Origin of the sequence: Streptomyces sp. NPDC006430, assembly GCF_040612395.1 — a bacterium.
Classification (GTDB): domain Bacteria; phylum Actinomycetota; class Actinomycetes; order Streptomycetales; family Streptomycetaceae; genus Streptomyces.
Genome location: NZ_JBEXQA010000004.1, coordinates 133,186 through 153,073, shown reverse-complemented (window position 1 = coordinate 153,073; position 19,888 = coordinate 133,186). Strand labels below are relative to the sequence as shown.

17 protein-coding genes are annotated in these 19,888 nt (G+C 71.6%); 9 read left to right on the top strand and 8 right to left on the bottom strand.

The window, feature by feature from the left end; genetic code table 11:
- Positions 1–7 precede the first annotated feature (7 nt).
- From ABZZ20_RS08685 to ABZZ20_RS08675, 3 genes are all read left to right on the top strand, one after another.
- The gene (locus tag ABZZ20_RS08685; RefSeq protein WP_356868221.1) at positions 8–2,071 is read left to right on the top strand and encodes a SpoIIE family protein phosphatase; all 2,064 of its coding nucleotides are present in this window, start codon (positions 8–10) and stop codon (positions 2,069–2,071) included.
- Positions 2,072–2,175: 104 nt separating this feature from the next.
- Positions 2,176–3,036 (top strand): DNA-formamidopyrimidine glycosylase family protein, encoded by an 861-nt coding sequence (locus ABZZ20_RS08680; protein WP_356868219.1) that lies wholly within the window; start codon positions 2,176–2,178, stop codon positions 3,034–3,036.
- 26 nt (positions 3,037–3,062) lie between these two features.
- On the top strand, positions 3,063–3,470 hold the full coding sequence (locus ABZZ20_RS08675) for a hypothetical protein (RefSeq protein WP_356868217.1): 408 nt from the start codon (positions 3,063–3,065) through the stop codon (positions 3,468–3,470).
- Between the two features lie 72 nt (positions 3,471–3,542).
- On the opposite strand, the gene ABZZ20_RS08670 is transcribed toward ABZZ20_RS08675, so the two are convergent.
- A complete protein-coding gene (locus ABZZ20_RS08670; protein WP_356868599.1) occupies positions 3,543–4,007 on the bottom strand; it encodes a hypothetical protein in 465 nt (154 codons plus the stop codon).
- 225 nt (positions 4,008–4,232) lie between these two features.
- A complete protein-coding gene (locus ABZZ20_RS08665; protein WP_356868215.1) occupies positions 4,233–4,772 on the bottom strand; it encodes a sigma-70 family RNA polymerase sigma factor in 540 nt (179 codons plus the stop codon).
- Positions 4,773–5,040: 268 nt separating this feature from the next.
- Here ABZZ20_RS08665 and ABZZ20_RS08660 point away from each other — a divergent pair, with 268 nt between their 5' ends.
- Positions 5,041–6,258, top strand: coding sequence for a CapA family protein (locus ABZZ20_RS08660; protein ID WP_356868213.1), 1,218 nt, complete (start codon positions 5,041–5,043; stop codon positions 6,256–6,258).
- A 76-nt stretch (positions 6,259–6,334) separates the two neighbouring features.
- Here the strand turns inward: ABZZ20_RS08660 and ABZZ20_RS08655 are convergent, their stop codons facing one another.
- Positions 6,335–6,796: a universal stress protein gene (locus tag ABZZ20_RS08655; protein ID WP_356868212.1), complete on the bottom strand. Its 462-nt coding sequence runs from the start codon at positions 6,794–6,796 to the stop codon at positions 6,335–6,337.
- Positions 6,797–6,856: 60 nt separating this feature from the next.
- Between ABZZ20_RS08655 and lysX the strand changes: the two genes are divergently transcribed.
- Together lysX and ABZZ20_RS08645 are read left to right on the top strand one after the other, a co-directional pair.
- A complete protein-coding gene (gene lysX, locus ABZZ20_RS08650) occupies positions 6,857–10,162 on the top strand; it encodes a bifunctional lysylphosphatidylglycerol synthetase/lysine--tRNA ligase LysX (RefSeq protein WP_356868210.1) in 3,306 nt (1,101 codons plus the stop codon).
- Positions 10,163–10,232: 70 nt separating this feature from the next.
- Positions 10,233–11,153: a polysaccharide deacetylase family protein gene (locus tag ABZZ20_RS08645; RefSeq protein WP_356868208.1), complete on the top strand. Its 921-nt coding sequence runs from the start codon at positions 10,233–10,235 to the stop codon at positions 11,151–11,153.
- 97 nt (positions 11,154–11,250) lie between these two features.
- Here ABZZ20_RS08645 and ABZZ20_RS08640 read toward each other — a convergent pair whose 3' ends face one another.
- Entirely contained in the window at positions 11,251–11,946 is a 696-nt protein-coding gene (locus ABZZ20_RS08640; RefSeq protein WP_356868206.1) for a class F sortase, read from the bottom strand.
- Positions 11,947–12,297: 351 nt separating this feature from the next.
- Between ABZZ20_RS08640 and ABZZ20_RS08635 the strand changes: the two genes are divergently transcribed.
- A complete protein-coding gene (locus tag ABZZ20_RS08635) occupies positions 12,298–12,816 on the top strand; it encodes a hypothetical protein (protein ID WP_356868204.1) in 519 nt (172 codons plus the stop codon).
- 154 nt (positions 12,817–12,970) lie between these two features.
- Here the strand turns inward: ABZZ20_RS08635 and ABZZ20_RS08630 are convergent, their stop codons facing one another.
- The 3 genes from ABZZ20_RS08630 to ABZZ20_RS08620 all read right to left on the bottom strand — a co-directional run bounded on the left by ABZZ20_RS08630 (position 12,971) and on the right by ABZZ20_RS08620 (position 14,838).
- On the bottom strand, positions 12,971–13,531 hold the full coding sequence (locus ABZZ20_RS08630) for a hypothetical protein (RefSeq protein ID WP_356868202.1): 561 nt from the start codon (positions 13,529–13,531) through the stop codon (positions 12,971–12,973).
- Between the two features lie 332 nt (positions 13,532–13,863).
- Positions 13,864–14,634 (bottom strand): hypothetical protein, encoded by a 771-nt coding sequence (locus tag ABZZ20_RS08625; RefSeq protein WP_356868200.1) that lies wholly within the window; start codon positions 14,632–14,634, stop codon positions 13,864–13,866.
- 42 nt (positions 14,635–14,676) lie between these two features.
- The gene (locus ABZZ20_RS08620; RefSeq protein ID WP_356868198.1) at positions 14,677–14,838 is read right to left on the bottom strand and encodes a hypothetical protein; all 162 of its coding nucleotides are present in this window, start codon (positions 14,836–14,838) and stop codon (positions 14,677–14,679) included.
- An 803-nt stretch (positions 14,839–15,641) separates the two neighbouring features.
- Between ABZZ20_RS08620 and ABZZ20_RS08615 the strand changes: the two genes are divergently transcribed.
- Both ABZZ20_RS08615 and ABZZ20_RS08610 read left to right on the top strand, forming a co-directional pair.
- Entirely contained in the window at positions 15,642–16,472 is an 831-nt protein-coding gene (locus ABZZ20_RS08615; RefSeq protein ID WP_356868196.1) for an SAM-dependent methyltransferase, read from the top strand.
- A 116-nt stretch (positions 16,473–16,588) separates the two neighbouring features.
- Positions 16,589–18,733, top strand: a complete 2,145-nt coding sequence (locus ABZZ20_RS08610; RefSeq protein WP_356868597.1) for an EAL domain-containing protein — start codon at positions 16,589–16,591, stop codon at positions 18,731–18,733.
- Positions 18,734–18,803: 70 nt separating this feature from the next.
- Here ABZZ20_RS08610 and ABZZ20_RS08605 read toward each other — a convergent pair whose 3' ends face one another.
- A complete protein-coding gene (locus ABZZ20_RS08605; RefSeq protein WP_356868194.1) occupies positions 18,804–19,874 on the bottom strand; it encodes an FAD-dependent monooxygenase in 1,071 nt (356 codons plus the stop codon).
- Between the last annotated feature and the right edge of the window lie 14 nt (positions 19,875–19,888).

Genomic DNA, 19,888 nt, shown 5'->3' with positions numbered 1-19,888 from the left:
CCCGTCCGTGTGTCATGGTGGATCGGTGCCGACCACCGTATCGCTGCCGGACGACTGGCCCGCACACCCGGACCGGTCGCTCTCGCTGAACCGCATGGGAAGTTTCGACTGGGACCTGGTCACCGGTCTCATGCACATGGACGCAGCGGCCCTGGACGTGTTCGACACACCCCCCGAGCAGTACGACGGGCGGCCCGAATCCCTCTCCCCCCGTGTCCCGCCCACCGAGGCCACCCGGCTCGACGCCGTCGTCTCCACCGCCCTCAAGAGCGGGGACGACAGCTACGGCGCCTACTTCCGCATCCGCTGCCACGACGGCCGGCTGCAGTGGACCCACACCCAGGGCCGGGTCATGCGCGACGCCGACGGCCGCCCGTACCGGATCATCGGCATCGTCCGGGACGCCACCGAGGAGCTCAGCCACTCGGCGGAACGTCTCGGCCTGGACGAGGAGCGGCGGCGCCAGACCTCGGTGGTCGAGAGCACCACCGCGGCGCTCGCCCACGCCCGGACCGTACGGGACGTCATCGACGTCATCGGCGACGCCCACGGCCTGGAGCGGCTCGGCTCGATGGGCATGGTGATGGGCCTGGTCGAGGCCGGGCGGATCCACCTCGTGGCCGAGGGGCCCGAGGGCAGCTTCGTCCCCGGTACCCGCTACACCCGCATCGACGAGCAGTACCCCATGAGCGAGGTCGTCCGCTCCCTCCAGCCGCGCTTCCTCGACTCCGCGCGCGAGTTCGCCGAGGGCTATCCGGGACTCTGGGCGAAGATCCGGGGCATGGACGTCTCGGCAGCCGCGTACCTGCCGCTGATCGCCCAGGCCCGTCCGATCGGTGCGATCGGACTGCTCTACCAGGACAAGGACGGATTCACCCAGGACGAGCGGAACCTGCTGGTCGCACTGGGCAGCAGCATCGCGCAGAGCCTCCAGCGCGCGATGCTGCTGGAACAGGAACACGACCTGGCGGAGGGCCTCCAGCAGGCGATGCTCCCGCGCCGGATCCCGTCCGTCCCGGGTGCGGAGATCGCCGTACGGTACCGCTCCGCCCGAATGGGCCAGGACATCGGCGGCGACTGGTACGACGTGATCCCGCTGCCGGGTGGCCGGGTCGGTGCGGTCATAGGCGACGTCCAGGGACACGACACGCACGCGGCGGCGGTCATGGGGCAACTGCGGATCGTCCTGCGTGCGTACGCCGCCGAAGGGCACTCGCCGGGCACGGTGATGGCCCGCGCCTCGGTCTTCCTGCACGAGCTGGACACCGACCGCTTCGCGACGTGCACTTATGTGGAGGCAGACCTCTCGACGGGCGTCCTCCAACTGGTCCGCGCCGGGCACATCGACCCGCTGCTGCGCACCCGGGAGGGGGACTGTCGGCGGCTGCCGGTGGAGGGCGGGATGCCGCTGGGGCTCTCGGCGGAGTTCGGCCGTCTGGAGTACGCGGTCACCACCGTCGAGCTGGACCCGGGGGAGACGATCGTGCTGTGCACGGACGGCCTCGTGGAACACCCCGGCGCCGACCTCGACGACGGCATCCAACTGCTCACCGCGCTGGTCCGGAGCGGACCGGCGGACCTCCAGCTCCTGGCGGACCGGCTGTGCGGGGTGATCGACGAGCGGGGCGGCGACGACGACATGGCGCTGCTCCTGCTGCGCCGCCAGGTGGAGGAGCCCCCGCAGGGTGGCGGTCGCCTCCAGCAGCACGTCGCCCCCGGGGACCCGGAGGCCCTGGTCGCCGCCCGCCACATGATCGGCGCGGCGGTGCGGTCGTGGGGCGCGCGGGAACGCTCCGATGAGATCGAACTCGTGGCGGACGAGCTCATCGTGAACGCCCTGATGCACACGGAGGGCCCGGCGATCGTGACCCTCCGGGTCCTGGCGGGCTCGCAGCGCAGGCTCCGGGTCGAGGTCGAGGACCGCTCCAGCGCACTGCCGCGCCGTCGCGAGGCCGGCGAAGCCGGCGTTTCCGGGCGTGGCCTGATGCTGGTGGACCGCTTGGCCGACGTCTGGGGCGTGGAATCGCGGGGCAGCGGCAAATGCGTGTGGTGCGAGTTCGTGATGTCCTGACCCCCCGCCACGGGCCGGGGCGCCCGCCGCTGGTTGCCGGGCAGGTGCTCGCGCCGTTCCCGGTTCGGGTCGCCGAGCCGACGTACGCACGGCAGGCTGGGGTCATGCCCGAACTGCCCGAGGTCGAGGCCCTGAGGGAGTACCTCGACGAGCACCTCGCCGGGCGGGTGGTGCAGCGCGTCATCCCGCTCGCCGTCAGCGTGCTCAAGACGTACGATCCGCCACTGACCGCCCTCGAAGGACAGCGGGCCGGATCCACTGCCCGCTACGGCAAGTTCCTCGCCCTACGGATCGGGGAGCTCCACCTCGTCATGCACCTGGCCCGGGCCGGCTGGTTGCGCTGGCAGGACTCCCTGCCGGACAGGCCGCCGCGCCCCGGCAAGGGGCCGCTCGCGCTGCGCGTCGTCCTGGAGGGCGGCGGCGGCTTCGACCTCACCGAGGCGGGCACCCAAAAGCGCCTCGCCGTGTACGTCGTCCGCGACCCCCAGGACGTGCCCGGCATCGCCCGCCTCGGCCCCGACCCGCTGGCCGACGGCTTCGACCGTGACGCCTTCGCCGCCCTCCTCGACGGGGAGCGGCGGCAGATCAAGGGCGTGCTCCGGGACCAGGGCGTCATCGCGGGGATCGGGAACGCCTACAGCGACGAGATCCTGCACGCGGCTGGGGTCTCGCCGTTCAAGCTGGCAGCCTCCTTCGACGAGGAGCAGGTCACCCAGCTGTACGAAGCCGTCCGGCAGACGCTGCACGAGGCCGTCGCCCGGGCGCACGGCGTGGCGGCCGGGAACCTCAAGGCCGAGAAGAAGAGCGGGTTGCGGGTGCACGGCCGTGAGGGGGAGCCGTGTCCGGTGTGCGGGGACACAGTCCGCTCGGTGTCGTTCGCAGACTCCTCTCTCCAGTACTGCCCCACCTGTCAGACCGGCGGCAAACCGCTCGCTGACCGAAGGCTCTCCCGCCTCCTCAAATGACGCTCCCCTGCGTAGAATCCGGCTCCATGGCCGAGGAGCAGCCGCCGTCGCCACCCCGGCGGGAGATCGTCACGGGCGTGCCGCGGGGCGTGAACCGCCGTCCGCCCGCGCACACCCCGGCCCGTTCGGAGATCTCCGAGCAGACCACCTTGGGCGCCACCTACGTCCGGGCCCTGATGCGCAGCCAACTCCGCGCCGGACTGGGGGCGCTCGGCGCCCTCGCGCTGCTCGTCGGGACGCTGCCCGTGGTGTTCTCGCTGCCGCGCTCCGCGTCGGGGCCGCTGGTCTGGGTGGCCATCGGCCTGGTGGTGTACCCGGTGATGTGGCTGATCGCCCGCTGGTACGTGACCCGGGCCGAGCGCAACGAGGCCGATTTCACCGGGCTGGTGATGGATCCGGCCGAGGCGCCGATCTCCCTCCACCGGCCCGGCTAGGGCCTGGTCGGCCCCGGCCCCGGCCCTGGTCGGCCCTGGCCCTGGTCGGCCCCGGCCCCGCATCCGGCAGGTTCAGAACAGGTGCATCGCCAAGTGGCCTAGTGGGAGGCCGAGTTGCCAGGCCGGGGTCCACACCCGCACGTTCTCGTCCAAGCCGAGCGGGGTGTCGGGCTGGCCGTGCCGGCCCGGGTCGAGGTTGGTGGCGAACAGCTCGGTGCGGTCCAGCCAGCGCCAGGCCGCCCGGGCCAGTTCGAGGTCCGGGTCCTCGCCGCCACCGCGTTCCCTGGCCTCCTCGCCCAGTGCGAGGAACCGGGTGTGCACCCAGTCGCGCCAGGGGTGCCCGTACGCCGTCAGCGACAACCACTCGTCGAGCTGGGAGACCACCCGGATCCCCGAGAGCTCGCCGGCCGCGTCGGAGAGGTAGATGGTCAGCGCGAGCGTGTCGCGCCCCGCACGGAACTCCAGGGTACTGACCGGGATCAGCCGTCCCGTGCGCAGCAGTTCGTCGGCGATGTACTCCGCGTAGAGCCATGCCATGGGCACCGCGAGCCCGCCGTCACTGGTGCCGTTCGTACCCTCGGGCTGCACCGTTCCACCTTCTCCCGCGCGTCGAGCTTCCCGTCGTCAGCCATGAGCCTTCACCGAGCGACTCGCGAAACGGGGGATGTTTACCCAATTTGAACGCTCTGAGGCTGATTTCGATGCGCTTCGTGTCCGGTCTGTGTTCATTCAGGTCGTTCGGTGAGTGGTTCTCCGTGTTTCTCAGGCGCCGAGACCGTATCCGTATCCTTGAAGGCCCTTTTTCAGGGCACGCAGGGCGTAATACGTGCGGGATTTGACCGTTCCTGTCGGAATGCCGAGCTCCGCGGCGGCCTCGGCCACCGAACGGTCCTGGAAGTAGACCTGCATCAGCACCTCGCGGTGCTCCTGGCCCAAGGAGCCCACCGCCCGCCGGACGTCGATCGCGGTCACCGACCCCGCCACCGCGTCCTCGGGCGCCGGGGCCTGCTCCAACCCCTCCGGGTCCACTTCCTGAGGCCGTGACAACCGCGCGCGCCGGGCGTCGATTGCGAGGCGCCGCGCCACCGTGAACAGCCAGGGCCGCATGGACTCGTGGGCGCTCTCCAGGGCCTCGGGGTGCTGCCAGGCGCGGACCAGGGTCTCTTGTACGAGGTCCTCGGCGCGCTGTGCGTCCCCGGCCGTGAGGCCGACCAGGAATCCGAACAGGGCCCGCCCGTGGTCGCGCTGGAGTTCGGCCAGCGCCTCGGGATCCGTGCGCAGGAGGGTGGGGGAGAGGGGCACGCGTGGCTCCTTCCAGGGTCCGTTCGGGTCCGACGGACTCACCCTCACCTGCACCGAGCGCCCCGGGAACCGTCCGGCCCGGGCGGTGCGCCCAAGCGCCCCGGTCATCCGGTGGGCGGCTGCACCCGGCGGTGAACGGTCGAACGGCGCGGCGAACGGCCGCTCGGGTGAGTCCGGGGCGGGCCTGCGGAGCTGTTGCTCGACGGGCGACACCTCCTCCTATGGAGTACAGATGAGCCGATAGTCCTATTAATGAGAGCTGGCTCAGATGATCAAGCGAGCCCGACAGGCCCTCGCGCTCCTGTCGGCCGTCCTCCTGTCGGCCGCCGCAGGCTGTTCCACCGGCAAGGCGTCCGCGCCGGCTCGGCTGGGAAACTCCCGCGCCCCGACGCCCTCCAGCGCCGGCGGCTCCACCTCCACCGTGGCCCCGACCGGCGCCGCCGCGAAGGGCTTCACCCTGGTCGCGAGCGGGGACGTGCTGCCCCACGACTCGATCATCAAGAGGGCGGCGACCGACGCGGACGGCGACGGCCACGACTTCAAGCCGATGTTCTCCTTGATCAAGCCGGTGGTTTCGGCGGCCGATCTGGCCCTCTGCCACATGGAGACCGTCTACGGCGAGGACGGCGGGCCCTTCACCGGCTACCCGGCCTTCCAGTCCCCGCCCGAGGTCGCCGACGGGCTCAAGGACGCCGGGTACGACGGCTGCTCCACGGCCTCGAACCACACCCTGGACGCCGGGGCCGAAGGGCTCGAACGCACCCTCGACCGGTTCGACAAGGTCGGGCTCAAACACGCCGGTTCGGCCCGTACGGCAGCCGAGGCGGCAACGCCGACCCTGTACACGGCCGGCTCCGCGAAGGTGGCCCACCTCGCGTACACGTACGACACGAACGGCTACCCGCTACCGGAGGGCCGGCCGTGGGCCGTCAACCTGATGGAGAAGGACAAGATCCTCGCGGACGCCCGGGCCGCCCGGAAGGCGGGCGCGGACGTGGTCCTGGTCAGCCTGCACTGGGGCACCGAATGGCAGACCGAACCGGACGAGACCCAGTTGTCCCTGGGCAGGGCGCTCACGGCCTCGCAGACCGGCGGTCGCCCCGACATCGACATGATCCTGGGCACGCACGCGCACATTCCACAGGCCTACGAGAAGGTCAACGGGACGTGGATCGTCTACGGCATGGGCGACCAGGTCGCCGGCGAGATGTTCGACTACTCGGGCGCGCGGGACATGCGCGGCAACTACGGTTCGATCGGCCGGTTCACCTTCGCCCCGCCGGCCGCCGCGGGGCAGCGCTGGCAGGTCACCAAGGCCGAGTTCATCCCGCAGATGATGGACCTCTCCACCGGCAGGGTCGTCAACATCCCCGCCGCCCTGGCCAAGGACCCCGACCACGAGGGCTACGGGGCAGCCCGGGAGGCCGTCGGCGAAGCCGTCCTCAGCCGCGGCGCCGCCAAGGACGGCCTGAAGATGTCCGAGTAGTCCGGGGCCCGCGCGTCACGCCCGCCCCGCCCCGGCCGCCCCGCCCTGCCCCTTCAGGCCCCGCCCGTCACGCCCGTCACGGCACCACCGTGACGGGCCAGCGCCCCGCCTTCACCAGGCGGACCGCCACCGAGCCGACGATGCGGTGGCCCGCCTGCTCGGAGGCACCGACCACCACCGCGTCCGCCATCAGCTCCGCCGCCGCGCTCACCAGGCCGGCATACGGGTCGCCGCGGAAGGTGTGGAACTGCCAGCGCACCTCGTAGATGCCCTTGAGCCGCTCCGCGGCCTCCCGGATCTCGGTCACCAGGCCCTGCGCGATCTCCTCGGTGGCGTCGGCCACCGGCGCGCCCAGCGAAGCCCCGGCCGGCACCACGGGCTGGACGTATACCAGCGCCAGGAGCGCGTTCTGCCGTCGGGCCAACCCCGCCGCGTACGCCGCCGCCCGTAGGGAGGACTCCGACCCGTCCACTCCGGCGAGGATGACCTTCGGGCCGTCCGTACCGCGTTCGAACCCCGTGTTCACGTGCTCAGTCACCCTCCCGAGGGTATGCGCTTCGGCGCGCGGACCCGAGCGGCCCTCCCTACAGTGCGAACCATGAGTGCCACCGTGGAGGAGACCCGGGGAACCCGGAACCGCTTCCTGAACCGGGTGCCCGACGCGTTCGCCGCGTTCTTCGCAGCGCTCGGGCTGCTGTGCGCCCTGCTGGCGCTCTCCCCGACGCTGCGGCACCTCCTGCGGCACGTCGTGCGGTTCCTCGATGAGATCGTCGTCCCGGTCAGCGCGAACCTCGCCTACGCCGTCTTCCTCTTCCTGCTCGCCGCAGCGCTCGGCATCCGCAAGAAGGTCGCCTGGTGGATCGTCGTCACCTATCTGGGCCTGCTCATCCTGGTCGACCTCCTGATCCTGGCCGACGAGTACTACTGGGTCGGTGGGCCTTCCATGGCCCTGGCCGTCGCCGCTCTCGGGATCCTGGTCGCCGCCCGCCAGGAGTTCTACGCAGCCTCCCGCCCCGGCGCCTTCTGGCGGGCCCTGCTCGTCCTCGGGCTCGGCCTGCTCGCCGGCGTGCTGTTGGGCTGGGGCCTGGTCGTCCTGTTCCCCGGCACCCTGCCCCCGGGGCAGCGGCTGGACTGGGCCGCCCGGCAGGTCTTCGGCGGCCTCGTCTCCCCCCGCCAGTTCGACGGCCATCCGCCCCGCCCGCTGTACTTCCTCCTCGGCCTCTTCGGCGCCCTCGCCCTGCTGAACGCCGCCTCGACCCTCTTCCGTTCCCAGCGGCTGACCGCTGCCCTGCACGGGGACGAGGAGGCCCGGATCCGCGCCCTGCTCCGCGCCTACGGCCGCAGCGACTCGCTCGGCTACTTCGCCACCCGCCGCGACAAGGCCGTCGTCTTCGCCCCCAACGGCAAGGCCGGCGTCACCTACCGGGTGGAGGCCGGGGTCTGCCTCGCCAGCGGCGACCCGGTCGGCGATCCCGCCGCCTGGACCCCGGCCATCAACGCCTGGCTCGCCGTGGCCCGTCGCTACGGCTGGCAGCCCGCCGTGATGGGCGCCTCCGAAGAGGGCGCCACCGCCTACGCCCGCTCCGGTCTCAGCGCCCTCCAACTCGGCGACGAGGCGATCCTGCACGTCGCCCACTTCGACCTCGACGGCCGCGACATGCGCGTCACCCGCCAGGCCGTCAACCGCGTCAAACGCACCGGAGCCACCACCGTCATCCGCCGCCACTCCACCCTCGCCGAGGAGGAGATGCAACGGATCATCGACCGCGCCGACACCTGGCGCGACACCGAGACCGAGCGCGGGTTCTCCATGGCACTGGACCGGCTCGGCGACCCCGCCGACGGGGACTGCCTGCTCGTCGAGGCCTTCGACGGGCAGAGCGAGCTGATCGCCCTGCTGTCCTTCGTCCCCTGGGGCAAGGACGGCATCTCGCTGGACCTGATGCGCCGCGACCGCACGGCCCCCAACGGCGTCATGGAGTTCATGGTCGCCCAGCTCTGCGCCGCAGCCCCCGGCCTGGGCGTACGCCGGATCTCCCTCAACTTCGCCGTCTTCCGCTCCACCTTCGAGGAGGGCGGCCGGATCGGTGCCGGGCCCGTCCTCAAGCTGTGGCGCCGACTGCTGCTGTTCTTCTCCCGCTGGTGGCAACTCGAAGCCCTGTACCGCTCCAACGTCAAGTACGGCCCCGAGTGGTACCCGCGGTTCCTCTGCTACCAGGACGCCGGCTCGCTCGCCCGGGTCAGCCTCGCCTCGGGCATCGCCGAGGGCTTCGTCTCCGTACCGAGCCTGCGCAAGCTGTGGGGAAACGGCCACCCCAAGGGCCTCACCGCCCCCGTCAGCACCGAGGGGCTGCCCTCCATCGACTCCCTCGGGCTGGAACGCGTGGGGAAAGAGGGCGAAGCGGCCCCGCGCCCGGAGCGGATGCCCGAACAGGTCCGCGTCCGCCACGACAAGCTGGAGCGGATCCGGGCCGCCGGAACCGACCCGTACCCGGTCGGCATCCGCCTGCGCACCCACACCGTGGCCGGGCTGAAGGCCGCTCACCCCGGCCACCCGCCCGGTACCCGCACCGGCGAGCAGGCCACCCTCGCCGGACGCGTGATGGTCGTGCGCGACTTCGGTGGTGTGGTCTTCGCCGTCCTGCGCGACTGGTCCGGGGACATCCAACTGATGTTCACCCGCGACGAGGCGGGGGCCGAGGTGCTCGACTCGTTCACCTCCCAGGTCGACTTCGGCGACCACGTGGTGGCGAGCGGCGAGGTGGGCGCCAGTCGCAGCGGGGAGCTGTCCCTCGTGGTCTCCTCCTGGCAGCTCACCGGCAAGTGCCTGCGACCGCTCCCCGACAAGCGCAAGGGGCTCGCCGACCCCGAGGCCCGCGTCCGGCGCCGCTACCTCGACCTGGTCGCGAGCCCCAAGGCGCGGGACGTCGTACGGGCCCGCTCCTCGGCCGTCCAGGCACTGCGCCAGGGGCTGCTGGACCGCGGGTACCTGGAAGTCGAGACCCCGATGCTCCAGCAGGTCCACGGCGGGGCCAACGCCCGCCCCTTCCGCACCCACATCAACGCCTACGACCTGGACCTGTACCTGCGCATCGCGCCCGAGCTGTACCTGAAGCGGCTGTGCGTCGGCGGCCTGGAGAAGGTCTTCGAGATGGGCCGCACCTTCCGCAACGAGGGCGTCTCGTACAAGCACAACCCGGAGTTCACGATGCTGGAGGCCTACCAGGCCTTCGCCGACTACGACGTGATGCTCGACCTGACGCGCGAGCTGATCCAGGCAGCCGCGACCGCCGCCTTCGGCTCGCCCGTCGCCCACAAGGCGGGCCCGGACGGGAAGCTGGCCGTCCACGACATCTCGGGGGACTGGCCGGTCAAGACGATGTACGGGGCGATCAGTGAGGAACTCGGCGAAGAGGTCGACGCCGACACCGCGGAGCACGTGCTGCGCAAGCTGTGCGACCGGGCCAAGGTGCCGCACACCCCCGAGAACACCCGAGGTGACGTGGTGCTGGAGATGTACGAGCGGCTGGTCGAGGAGAAGACGGAGCTGCCCACCTTCTACAAGGACTTCCCCACCGAGGTCTCCCCGCTCACCCGACAGCACCGCACGGACCCGCGGCTCGCCGAGCGCTGGGACCTGGTCGCCTTCGGAACCGAACTGGGCACTGCCTACTCGGAACTGACCGACCCGGTCGAGCAGCGACGCAGGCTCACCGCGCAGTCGCTGCTCGCGGCGGGCGGCGATCCTGAGGCGATGGAACTCGACGACGACTTCCTGGACGCGTTGGAGTACGCGATGCCGCCGACCGGCGGCCTGGGTATCGGCGTCGACCGGCTGATCATGTTCCTCACGGGCCTGACGATCCGCGAAACGCTGCCCTTCCCGCTGGTGCGACGGAGCTGATCGGGTGAGGGGCGGAAGGCGCGTTCGTGCCTCTCGACATCTGCGGGGATGTCGTTGATACGTAGTAATAATGAAAAATGACGAACCGACAGTAGGGCGGCGCGTGCTCCTGCGCACCGCCGTCTTCCTCGGGATCGCCGCTGCCTCCGGACTGCTCACCGGCGGCGAGGGCGCGACGCCCGGACAGAGCGCCGGGGGCGGCGCACCGGGCGCGGGCCTCGGCGCCGGTTCCGCGGCCGGGCAGCCGGGCCCCGGCGGAGCCGCCGGTCCGGGCGGAGTCCGCGCCCTGCGACCCCAGGCGCCGGGCCGGGCGGCGTACCGGCTGAGCCCCATGACGGCCGAGGCCCCGCTGCGGCCGGCCGCAGCGAAGCCCGCCGTACGGACCCGGCCCATCCTGGAACTGCCCCCCGACGGGCACACGGCGAGCGGCATGGTCCTCACCTTCGACGACGGGCCCGACCCCCGCTACACTCCCGCGATCCTCGACACCCTCGCCCGGTACGGCGTGCGCGCGATGTTCTTCGTCTGCGGGGAGATGGCCACGGAGAACCGGGACCTCCTGCGCCGGATGGCCGCCGAGGGCCATGTCGTCGGCAACCACACCTGGACCCATCCGCTCATCCCCAAGCTCACCCGGCCGGACCTGGCCTCCGAGATCGGCCGCACGAGCGAGGTCGTGCACCAGGCGGTGGGGGAGGCGCCGCTGTGGTTCAGGGCGCCGTACGGAGCGTGGAACCGGGCCGCGTTCGAGCTCGGCGCGGAACTGGGCATGGAGCCATTCGCCTGGACCGTGGACAGCCTGGACTGGACGGAACCGGGCACCACCACGATCGTCTCGCGCGTCCTCAAGGGCGCGGCGCCCGGTGTGATCGTGCTGTCCCACGACGCGGGCGGCGACCGCTCGCAGAGCGTCCAGGCGCTGGGCACCTACCTTCCCCAACTCCTTGCCCGGGGCTACCGGATGACACTGCCCACGCTGCCGCCGCGCTGAGGGCGCGCATCCCTCGACGGGGTGGGGTGGGGCGGGGCGGGGTGGGGCGGGAGTGGGGGGTGGGATCGGGGTCGGATCGGTGGGGGCGTGCCGCCGCTCAGTGGGCCTCCACCATCCGGGCGAAGACGACGACGTTGCCGTCGTAGCCCCGGCCCTTGGAGTAGCCGCCGCCGCAGGTGATCACCCGGAGTTCCGGGTGCCCGGTGTCCCCGTACACCCGGGCTCCGGGGAAGGTGTCCTTGGAGAAGACCTCCACTCCGTACACCTCGAACACCGCCGTGCGCCCGTCGTAGCGCTCCACCTCGATGTGGTTGCCCTTGCGCAGCGAACCCAAGCCGTAGAAGACCGCCGGACCTTGCGCGTTGTCGACGTGGCCCACGATCACCGCCGAGCCGCGCTGGCCCGGTGAGATGCCGTTGAGGTACCAGCCGGCCAGATTCGGGTCCTGCGGCGGCGGGGCTTCGATCCAGCCCTGCGTGTCCAGCCCGACCGTCATCACCGGCGCGTCCACCTTGATGTTGGGGATGCGGATGCGCTGCACCGACGAGTGCTCCAGCGCTTCCACCTCCGCGGGTGGCTCGGCCTGCTGCACGGGCTGTTCGCCCTGCCCGGCCGGATCCGAGGGCAGCTGATCGATCGCCACCCCGACCGCCGCCGCGGCGGTCGGCTGGGGCGGCCCGTCGCCGACGTCCACTCCGTTGCGCATCATGGCGAGGCCGCTGAGCATGACCATCGCGAGCACGCCCCAGGGGGAGCGTCTTCTCGGTGGTCGCTCGCTCTCGTCCTCGGTCATGGCTCTCCCTTCCCGACGCGGGGGTCCCGACCCGCGTTCCAGTCCCACCCCTGTACGCCCTTTCCCACGCACGCTAAGGCCGCTTGCGCAAGACGGCGATCGGTGAAGGGCGAACGGGTGGCGGGGCCGGAAGGGGTGCGGCCATCCAGGTATTCATCACATAAATGCCTGACGGGTCGTGACCTGCGGATCCGTCAGCCGAGTCGTGCGTGCCCCGGCGTGTCGCTCAACCTTGCGGCCCAAAGCCGGAAATGCGCTGGTTGCGAGCCGCCCCGAGGGTTCGACGTGGGAGGCGTTCTCGTCGATCTTCCCGGGCGACCGCTCCGGGGCGCTCCCGCTGGAGGTTTCACCATGCGTGTTCTCCGCGCTCTCACCGTGACCGCGGCGGCGTGCGTCGCCGTCGGGCTCAGTACTCCGTTCGCCTCCGCCTCCGCGAACCCGGCGGGCGGCCCGACGTCGGGCGGTGGCCACGGGCCGAGCAACGTCACGGTCAACCCCTACTCCGTGCATCAGGGGTCGACGATGCAGGTCAGCGCGGCCGGCTGTAACCACGGCGGCACGGTCTGGTCGCCCGGCAACTTTCCCCAGACGAACCTGTCGGCCGGTTCCATCGGATTCGCCACCGTACGGATCTTCAACCATGCCTCGCCCGGCAACCACACACTGTCGGTCAAGTGCCACGACAACAGCCTGGTCGCCTCCCATCGTTTCACCATCCTCCGCGGCAACGGTGCCCAGGGCGGTATCGGCGGCTCGTTCGGCCCGTCCACCGCCGAGACCGCCATCGGCGCGGGTCTCGTCGGCGCCGCGGCCCTGGGCGCGGGCATCCACGTGATGCGCCGCCGCCGTCCCGTGCACGGGCGGGGCTGACGAACGCCGGACCGGTCGCCGGACCTCCCCGGTCACAGCCCGGGAACCGCCGGTCGCCCCGAATCCTCAGCCAGGACTCGGGGCGACCGGCGGTAGGTGGTCTGTGGCGCGTCGCGGTGCGGTGGTGGCCCGTTCGCGACCGACCGCCCGGGCGTCAGTGGCCGCGGGTGGAACCGCGGCGGCGCAGCACGTACGCCGTACCGCCCGCGGACGCGAGGAAGAGTCCGGTGCCCGCGCCGAGTTCCCACGGGTCCATTCCGGCCACGCTGCCGCCCAGACCGCCGCGGACCCCGAGGGAAGCACCGCTGGTGGCCGTCGAGGTGGAAGTCGAACTGGTGGTGGGCGGGGTGGTGCCGCCGGCGATGGTGAGGTCGGTCGAACCGGTCTCCCCGTTGCAGGTGAAGGAGACGGAATAGACGGCTCCGCGCCGGGCGTCACGGTCCACGGTCACCTGCGCGGTCTGACCGCGCGCAATGCTCACGGTGTCGAAGACACCGGAGGAGACGCTGGTGTAGGCGGCGTTGCAGCCGCTGACGGAGAGCACCACCTGGCCGCCCGGGGCGATCGTCGAGGGGGTGATGGCGAAGCCGAAGGAAGTGATGGGCTGGGCCTCGGCCGCGGTCGCGGAGGGCGCGCCGAGGACGCCGAGGGCGAGTACGGCGCCCGCGGCGCCGGCGCTCAGCAGGGCTGTGGCATTGGTACGTATCGCACCCATGGTTGATTCTCCGGATCCCCGAGGAGCAGCCGCGGAACGGTTTCCGCACGTGGGGGGTCGTGCGCCTCGATGTCCGACACGCTAGGCGCGGGCGGGGTGACCCGCGATCAGGAACGGGCAAATGGGGCACGGTGCTGGGCCGAACCGGGGGCGGGGGGACCGGCCCCGGTTTGGGGGATCGATCGGACGGACGGCTGCACCGGCCCGGTGGGCCCGGTTCGCCTGGTTTGCTCGATTAGCTTGGTTGGTCTGGTTGGTTCGGTAGGTCCATCAGGTCGGGGTCCGCTGGGTTCGCGGGTTCCGGCAGGCGGGAGGTGCGGTACGCGGTCGCCTCAGTGGTCGAGCGAGAGGTGCGGGAACTGCGCGAGGAAGGGCTCGGCCGTGGCCGCGATGCCCCGCCCGAACGGCGCGTCGAAGTCCCAGATCAGGAAGAGCAGGAAGGCGATCAGCGCGCTGAACAGACCCGCCAGCAGCAGTTCCCGGAACGAGCGGCGGATCTGAAGTGTGAAGACCAGGCCCACCGTGACCACGGCTCCGGAGATCAGCCCGAACCACACCACCCCCGGCATCGTCGCGCCCGCGCTCTGCCCGCGTGCATTGCGCGCATCGTCCACCAGTGCGACCTGGTCCACCAACGGCTGGTACGCCTGCCCCTCGTGGTCCGTCTGTGGTTCGTAGTCCGTGACGTCCCGGCGGATGCGGTCCAGCAGTTCCCCGCTGTGGTCCGTGAGGTCGCCGTGGTCGGCCATCTCCTGCCACTCAGTGTCCACCACGTACGTCACGTACGCGTCGACGTCGGACCGGATCTTCTTGCGCACCTCGGCCGGGTAGACCTCGGAGCGGACGCTGATCTCGTGCAGGGCCTGTGCCTCTTGGCGCACGTACTCCTGGGCGGCGCCCCGGCCTTCCCAGACCCCGGCGATCGCCAGACCCAGCACGATCGCGTAGATCACGCCGATCATCATCGTCATGTACTCGATGACGTCCGGCGTCTCGTTGGGATCGTCGTCGTCGCCGATGCGCCGGTGGTTGAAGAAGGCGATGGACAGCACCACGGCGCAGGCCGCGGCCATCGCGAGGGACAGGACAAGCCATTCCGACAAGACGACTCCCAATCGGTCGCAAGCAGGGGGTGCGGGGCGGGTCTAGCGCGGGCGCAGCGCGACGATCGCGAGCACCGCGGGAGCCGCGGTCATCAGGGTGAAGGTCACCGGTGAGATGTGGTGCTCGATCCGCTTCGGGGCCGCCGTGCGGTAGGCCGGCCGGGCCACCGGCCTCTTCGGCAGCGGGGCCGGCGGCGTCACCACGGGAGGTGGCGCCTCCACCTCCGGTGGCGCGGCCGTCACCGGGTGCGGCGGGGCCGGCGCGGGTGGCTCGGGCTTCGGAGCGGGCGGCGGGGGTGGCGGCGTGGGCTTAGGGGCGGGCGGGGGTGCCGGCGCGGGGGGTGGGGTCGGCTTTGGTGTCGGCTTCGGGGAGGGAGGCGGCGCCGGGGTCGGAGGCGGGGTCGGCTTCGGCGGGCACGGCGGAGGCGGTGGCGGGGGACAGTGGTGTTCGCCGTGGCCGCGGCCGTGCCCGTTCCCCCGCCCGTCTCGGGGGCCGTCGCCGTGATGTCCGCCACCTCGTCCACCTCCGGCCCAGCCGCTCCCGGCGGCCACGACGAGCCTGACGGCGGCTGCGCCGTCGCCGTTGTCGATCGCCACGTAGGCGCAGCTATCAGCCACGGCCGGCGTCGTGGACCAGGCCGCCCACAGGAGGACCGGGACCACCAGCAGGCGTCGGGTACGGGCTCTGTTCACCCGGGGAGCATGGGCCCACGCGTGCCCGCGCACGCGGGGCTCGGTCGTGGTTCGCCTGAACGGATGGAGTGAAGACCAGAGAGGTTTGAGCCACGGAACGAAGCAGTCCGGTCACGTACCGGTCGATTCCCATAAGCGACTTATCGGTTTCGGTCATCCGTTGCGGCAGGGGTCATGGAGTCCTTTGGTGTGTGATGAAGAACGGATCACCAATTTCCGCTTTTGCTCGCCCCGTTGGGCAATGATCAGTACATTCGGCTCGGACAGGCGTCCGACTCCGGACGACCGCGCTGGACTACGGCTTGGAGACCCCGATGGAGCGCCCCGCCTGGGCCCCGCCAGGTATCGACATATCGGTGCCGAGCGTGTCCCGCATCTACGACTACTACCTGGGCGGCTCCCACAATTTCGAGGTCGACCGCCAGGCCGCCCGCCGCGCCATGGAATTCCTGCCGGGCCTCCCCAAGATCATGCAGGCCAACCGGGCCTTCATGCGCCGCGCCGTCCGGTACGCCGTCTCCCAAGGCATCACCCAGTTCCTCGACGTCGGCTCCGGCATCCCGACCTTCGGCAACGTCCACGAGATCGCCCAGAGCGCCAGCCCCGAGGCCCGGGTCGTGTACGTGGACCATGACCCGGTGGCCGTCGCGCACAGCCGGGCCGTCCTGAACGGCGACGAGCGCACCGGCGTCGTCGCCGCCGACCTGCGCAAGCCGCGGGAGATCCTCGACGCCCCCGAGGTCGCCAAACTGCTGGACCTCGAACGCCCGGTCGCCGTGCTGCTCGTCGCCGTACTGCACTTCCTGGAGGACGCGGACGACCCGTACGCGGCCGTCGCCGAGCTGAGCGACGCGCTGGCCCCCGGCAGCCTGCTGGTGCTCACGCACGCCTCCTACGAGGGCATCCCGCTGCCCCAGGAGGTCGCGGGCGGCGTCGTCGACGTCTACCGCGACATCCGCAACCCGCTCGTGATGCGCAGCAGGGAGGAGATCGTCCGCTTCTTCGACGGGTTCGAGCTGGTCGATCCCGGGGTCGTGTCGATGCCGATGTGGCAGGCCGAAGGATCCGAGGACCCGGCGGACGGCGAGGCGCCGGAGGACCCGTACGCGTTCTCCGGCTACAGCGGAGTGGGACGCAAGGCGTGAGATCCACGGCCGCGGTGCCCTCCGGCACACCGACCCCGGGGAACGCAGAGCCCGCGCCGGGAGCAGAGCCCCCGGCGACGCTCAACGACCCGTCGGCTCCTGCGAGCCCTGCCGCGCTGCGCAGCGGGCTGGAGGACCGGATCGGGCGCTTCGCGACCATTTGGGGGCGGGCGATCTTCCCCGTCACGGCGACCTCGTTGACCCGTGTCGAGTTCGAACAGCACCTCATCCCGCTCGCCCGGACCCTCGCCGAGGCCCTGCACGCCCGACCCTTCGACGCGGGCGTCGCACAGCGGGTCGGCGCCGAACTCGTCGCCGTGCACTGCACCGACCCAGAGGCGCTGGCCGGCACGCTCGGCGTGGTCGAGTCCTACCTCGTGCTCTACTGCGGTCCCGACGGCATCGGCGTGGAGGGCACCGAGGAGTACCGGTCCCGCTGCGCCCGGCTCCAGCACGGCATCGCGGCGGGATTCGCCCGGGCCCTGCGCGAGCGCACCCTCAAGGAGCAGGAAGCCATCGCCCGCTCCGCACTGACCGCCCGCATCGACGCCCAGCAGGCGCTGCACGCGAGCGAGGAACGCTTTCGGGCGGTCTTCGAGGGCGCGGCCATCGGCATCGGCATCGCTGATCTCCAGGGCAACGTGCTCGAAGTCAACGATGCGCTGTTGCAGATGTTCGGCGGCATGGGCGGACATGTGCGGGGCCGCAACGTCAGCGAGTGGGGCCATCCCGACGACGCACCCCACGTCTGGCGCATGTACGGCGAACTCGTGCGCGGCGAGCGCGAGAGCTACCGCGTGGAGAAGCCGTACTACCGTCACGACGGCACGGTGCTGTGGACCAACCTGACGGTGTCGCTGCTCCGGGACGCCGAGGGAGTGCCCCAGTACCAGCTGGCCCTGATGGAGGACACCACGGAGCGCCGGCTGCTGAACCTGCGGCTCCGTTACGAGGCCACGCATGACGCCCTGACGGGGCTGCCGAACCGGACGTTGTTCTTCGAGCGTCTGGAGAAGGCCTTGAGCGGGGCCGGCGGCAGCCGTTTCGGCCTGTGCTACCTGGACCTCGACGGTTTCAAGGCGGTCAACGACAGCCTCGGCCACTCGGCGGGAGACCGTCTCCTGGTGGAGGTCGCCGACCGGCTGCAGAGCTGCGCGACGGGCCCCGGCGAGGTAGTGGCGCGCCTCGGTGGGGACGAGTTCGTGGCGCTCACCACCGGCTCGGACACCGAGGAGAAGGTGACCGAACTCGCGGTCCGCATCCTGTCCGCGCTGTCGGTGCCCATCCGGATCGAGGGCCGCGAGCTGTCGGTCCGCGGCAGCATCGGCATCGTGGAGGGCCCGGCTCGCGAGCGCACCGCAGCTGAGGTGCTGCGCAGCGCCGACATCACCATGTACCGGGCCAAGGCGGCGGGCGGCAACCGCTTCGAGTTCGCCGACGCGGAGGCCGACGCCCGCGCCATCACTCGGCACGGCCTGACCAACGCCCTTCCAGCCGCGCTGGAACGCGGCGAGTTCTTCATCGAGTACCAGCCCCTGGTCCACATGCACGACGGCAGTGTCCACGGTGCCGAGGCGCTGGTGCGCTGGTCGCACCCGCAGTACGGGGTGCTCGGGCCGGACCGCTTCATCCCGCTCGCCGAACGGACCGGGCTGATCGTGCCGCTCGGCCGCTGGGTCCTGGAGGAGTCGGTCCGCCAGGCCCGTAACTGGCAGCGCCAGCACGGCGGCTCGGCCCTGCGGATCAACGTCAACCTCTCGCCGACCCAGCTGCATCACCCCGGCCTGGTCGCCGACACCGTCGCAGTACTCGAGAACTCGGGCCTCGCCCCGGGCGCCCTGTGCCTGGAGGTCACCGAATCGGCGCTCATCGGGGCCGACGACGAACTCCTGGAACCCTTGCGACGGCTGGCCGCCCTCGGCGTGGACATCGCGCTCGACGACTTCGGTACGGGCTACTCGAACCTGGCGAACCTGCGCCGCCTCCCCGTCAGCGTCCTGAAGCTGGACCGCTCCTTCACCAAGGGGATGCAGCAGCAGCCCGCCAACCCGGTCGACGTCAAGATCGTGGAGGGCATCGTCGCCCTGGCGCACAGCCTCGAACTCGCCGTCACGGTCGAGGGCGTGGAGACCGGCGCCCAGGCGGCCCAGCTGCGCGACCTCGGCTGTGACACGGCCCAAGGCTGGTACTACGCCCGGCCGGGCTCCCCGGACCGCATCCACGCCCTGTCCCTGTCGGACGCCGTGCCCACGCCTTCCTGACGCCCGTCCCCGCTCCGGAGCCGGGTCCGGACCCGGCTCCGGACCCCGTGCCGGACGGCCCTCGCGGCATTCAGCCCAGGCCCGCCTCCGTCCCGTGGCCGGGCGTGCGGACGGCCGCCAGGACCCGCTCGTACCGCCGGGTCGTGTCGGTCAGGACCTCGGCGGCCACCGGAAGCCGCTCCTTCTGGTACGCGTCGAGTACGTCCTGATCGGCCGACCCGGTGAGCGCGGCGGCGGCCAGCGTCCGGCCGAGGGCGGCAGCGTCCTGGATGCCGGTGTTCATGCCCAGACCGCCGGCTATGGGGTGGACGTGCGCCGCGTCCCCGGCGAGGAAGGCCCGCCCGTCGCGCATGCGAGGGACCATGCGGACGTTGACCTGCCAGGTGGACAGCCAGGTGGGGTCCGCGAGCCGGATCCCCGGCAGCCGGGCGTGCCGGTCGAAGATCCGCTGGAAGCTCTCCAGCGAAGGCGGTTGGGCTTCGCCCCGCTCGTCGGTCTCGGGAGCGGCCTGGAGCTGGAAGGTGTCCGTTCCCGGCATCGGGCACAGGAGTATCCCGCCGCCGTCCGAGCTGAACCACTGGTGCCAGAAGTCCCGGCTGAGCCCCGGTGCCCTGACGTCGCCGAGAACCATCGCGGGCTCCGCCTGCGAGTTCCCCTCAAACGGGATTCCGAGCAGCTTGCGGGTGGTGCTGTGCCCGCCGTCGCACCCTGCGAGGTAGCGGGCCGCCACCACGGTGCCGTCCGCGAGCTCCGCGCGCACCTCGGCCGCGTCCTGGGTGATTCCGACGAGCCGGGACTCGTACTCGACCCGCACGCCCAGTCCGGCGAGCCGCTCGCGCAGCGCCTCCTCGACCTGCCACTGCCCTATCAGTAGTGCGTCGCCGACGACGGTGTCGTTCACGTGCGCTCCGTCGAAGTACTTGCGCAGGACCACCTCCGTGTTGGCGGTGGCCGTCACGGACTCTGCCACGCCGAGCGACTCGAACACCTGGAGGCTGCTCGGTCGGAGCCCCTTGCCACGGGACTCGCGGTGCGGTGCGGGGCGCTGGTCAAGGATCCGCACGGCGGCACCCCGAAGGGCGAGGTCGCAGGCCAGGGTCAACCCCGTGGGGCCGGAGCCCGCAATCAGTACGTCGGTCATGGCATGTCCTCTCC